This window comes from Pseudemcibacter sp. (assembly GCF_965661635.1).
Lineage (GTDB): Bacteria > Pseudomonadota > Alphaproteobacteria > Sphingomonadales > Emcibacteraceae > Pseudemcibacter.
In genome coordinates this window covers 1-3234 of the sequence record NZ_CBFIEP010000127.1, presented here as the reverse complement: position 1 = coordinate 3234, position 3234 = coordinate 1, and the positions used below count along the sequence as shown (strand labels likewise).

The 3234-nt window shown below is 40.3% G+C and carries 3 protein-coding genes; 2 read left to right on the top strand and 1 reads right to left on the bottom strand.

Annotated features, from left to right (window positions below; genetic code table 11):
• Both ACTF6W_RS08345 and cobT read left to right on the top strand, forming a co-directional pair.
• A partial coding sequence (locus ACTF6W_RS08345; protein WP_438994085.1) for an AAA family ATPase occupies positions 1-795 on the top strand: 795 nt, incomplete at its 5' end.
• A gap of 10 nt (positions 796-805) precedes the next feature.
• Entirely contained in the window at positions 806-2647 is a 1842-nt protein-coding gene (cobT, locus tag ACTF6W_RS08340) for a cobaltochelatase subunit CobT (protein ID WP_438994084.1), read from the top strand.
• Here the strand turns inward: cobT and ACTF6W_RS08335 are convergent.
• On the bottom strand, positions 2644-3234 hold a 591-nt coding region (locus tag ACTF6W_RS08335), incomplete at its 5' end, for a cupin domain-containing protein (protein ID WP_438994083.1). The two genes, cobT and ACTF6W_RS08335, sit on opposite strands and share 4 nt — an antisense overlap.

Below are 3234 nucleotides of genomic sequence, written 5' to 3'. Positions count from 1 at the left end.
CGTGTAATGGTTCAAGGTTATCATGGTACGGGTAAGTCAACCCATATCGAACAAGTGGCTGCGCGATTAAATTGGCCGTGTTTGAGGGTCAATCTTGATAGTCATATCAGCCGTATTGATTTGATCGGTAAAGACGCCATTACCTTAAAAGATGGCGTACAAGTTACGGAATTTAAAGAAGGCATCCTTCCTTGGGCATTACAAAGCCCTACTGCACTTGTGTTTGATGAATATGATGCTGGACGTCCTGATGTTATGTTTGTAATTCAACGTGTTCTTGAAGTTGCGGGTAAGCTAACATTACTAGATCAAAACAAAGTGATCCATCCACATCAATCATTTCGTCTTTTTGCAACGACAAACACAATTGGACTTGGCGATACCACGGGTCTTTATCATGGTACACAACAAATCAACCAAGGACAGATGGACCGGTGGAACATTGTTACAACATTGAATTATTTACCGCATGATCATGAAGAAAATGTCGTAGCTGCAAAAATGCCAATGATGCAAAACGAAGACGACCTAAAGATTATCAAACAAATGGTTCAAGTTGCTGATCTTAGCCGAAAAGGTTTCATCAATGGTGATATATCCACTGTTATGTCGCCACGAACAGTGCTTACATGGGCAGAGAACTATGAAATATTCAAAGATCTCGCATTTTCGTTCCGTCTATCTTTTCTCAATAAATGTGATGAATTAGAACGTCCAATCATTGCTGAATATTATCAACGATGCTTTGGTGAAGATGTGATGGGTGCAAATATTCTTCAATCAACTGAAAGCTAAGGCTAAGACGTTGAGTAAAAGCAACTTACAAAACCTCGAAGATTTTAAAAGGGCCGTATCCAGTACGGTGCGGGCCCTTGCAAATGATGCTGAGGTAGAAGTAAGTTTCGGAACGTCCCCTACGCCAAAACCTGACCAATTGCGTCTTCCAATGGTTTATACGGATATGTCATCGGAAGAGATCGCTGATTTAAGAGGTAAAGGCGATAGCTATTCGCTTCATAAACTTCATCACGATAAATCACTGCATTATAAATATATGCCTAAAGGTGAGCTTGCTGAAAAAGTTTATAATGCCATCGAAGATGCTCGTGTCGAAGCAATCGGTAGTAATGAAATGGCCGGTGTTGCCAAGAATTTAAAAGCGCATCTAGAAAAACATTATGAAGATAACGCCCTAAACCCCGCAGAAGAGAAAACGGCATCCCTTCTTGACGACGTGATGAAATTACTAGTTCGGCAACGCTTAACAGATGAAACTCCACCTGCAACTACCCGCAAGGCCGTAAATGAATTACGTGCAGAAGTTGAAGAAAAAGCTGGGAAGCACCTTGATGATTTAATTGAAAACCTTAATGATCAAGATGAATTTGCCAAACTTAGCCGAAAAATTATCTCCGATCTGGATTTAGCTCGTGATTATAACGAGCAAGAAGAAAATGATGATAACAAGCAGGATGACATGGATGATCAAACCGATCAAAGTGAACAGTCCAGTGATGATGTAGAAGACGACAGTGAGAGCGGAGAAGACGGTTTAGAAGAGAGTGGTGAGCAATCAGAAGATGAAATCGATGATGGCGCCACTGGCGATCAATCATCAGACATGACCACCGAAGAATTAATGGAAATGTTAAAACAAGCGCAAAGCGAAGATGCTGCACCACCGCGAAATGACAATGATCCTTTCGGCCTTTTTTCAAATGGGCCAGGATATCAGGTCTATACACGTGAATTTGATGAATATATCGCAGCAGAAGATCTTTGTGATCCAGAAGAATTAATACAATTACGAAAAAAATTGGACCAACAATTATATCATCTTCAAGGCATGGTTTCAAAACTCGCGAACCGCTTGCAGCGCCTACTTATGGCAAAGCAAACAAGAGCATGGGAGTTTGATCTTGAAGACGGCATGTTGGATACCGCCCGGCTTACTCGGGTTGTAACAAACCCAACCCACCCTCTTTCCTTTAAAATTGAACATGATAGCGATTTTAAAGATACTGTTGTAACGCTTCTTGTTGATAATTCTGGTTCAATGCGTAGTCGACCAATATCAATTGCGGCCATGTGCGGTGATATTTTAAGCAGAACATTAGAAAGGTGCGGCGTTAATGTCGAAATTCTTGGATTCACCACAAAGGCCTGGAAGGGCGGAAAATCAAGAATAAAATGGACAGAAGACGGTAAGCCAGATGCGCCTGGTCGCTTAAATGATCTAAGACACATTATTTATAAATCAGCCGATACACCATTAAGAAGAAGCCGAAACAATCTTGGTCTGATGCTGCGCGAAGGATTGTTAAAAGAAAATATTGACGGAGAAAGCTTACTCTGGGCTCACAACCGATTAATCGCAAGATCAGAAGAACGTCGTATTTTAATGGTTATTTCGGATGGTGCGCCAGTTGATGACAGCACGTTATCTTCTAATAACGCTAATTATCTCGAAGATCACCTTCGTCATGTCATCGAAGTGATTGAAACTAAATCCCCTGTAAAACTTCTTGCCATTGGCATTGGACATGATGTTACACGCTATTATAAAAATGCGATAACAATCATGGATGCAGAACAACTCGGCGGCGCAATCACTGACCAACTTGCGATGCTATTTGAAGATAGCTAATCTTCATTTTTAAAATAACGACGAAGCCACTCTTCAAATTGGTCAGATCTTATCAGATCCGTTAAAGAAGTGCGAAAATTATTAACTTCACTTTCATCCATATTTTCACCAGAAGAATTCGCATCAAGTTGACCACCATCGTAACGACCGTTTAAGCTTTCTTGTTCCTCGATATAATGACTAAATTCAATGAGCAATTCAGCCATCGACGGGCCAAGAAATCCAACGGAATATGTCATGCTTTCATCAATTGTCTCACCTGAATGAGGAAAAAATGGCGGAACATAAATAACATCACCTGGCTCAACTTCAAATTCATCACCAATAAATTCTTCGCTTAATATTTTTAAATCAAGACCTTGAATATATTTTTCTTTTCTTATTTTCTCACGACCAATTTTCCAAGACCGTTTACCCATTCCTTGAATTAAAAAAACATGATAACTATCAAGATGTGGTCCAACACCTCCACCGGGTGTGGAATAACTCCCCATCACATCGTCAATGACCCAACACGGTGAAAAACTAAATGGATCTAAAATATCTGCAGTTGGTGGATGATTCTTCTCTACATCTTGAACAAGTAA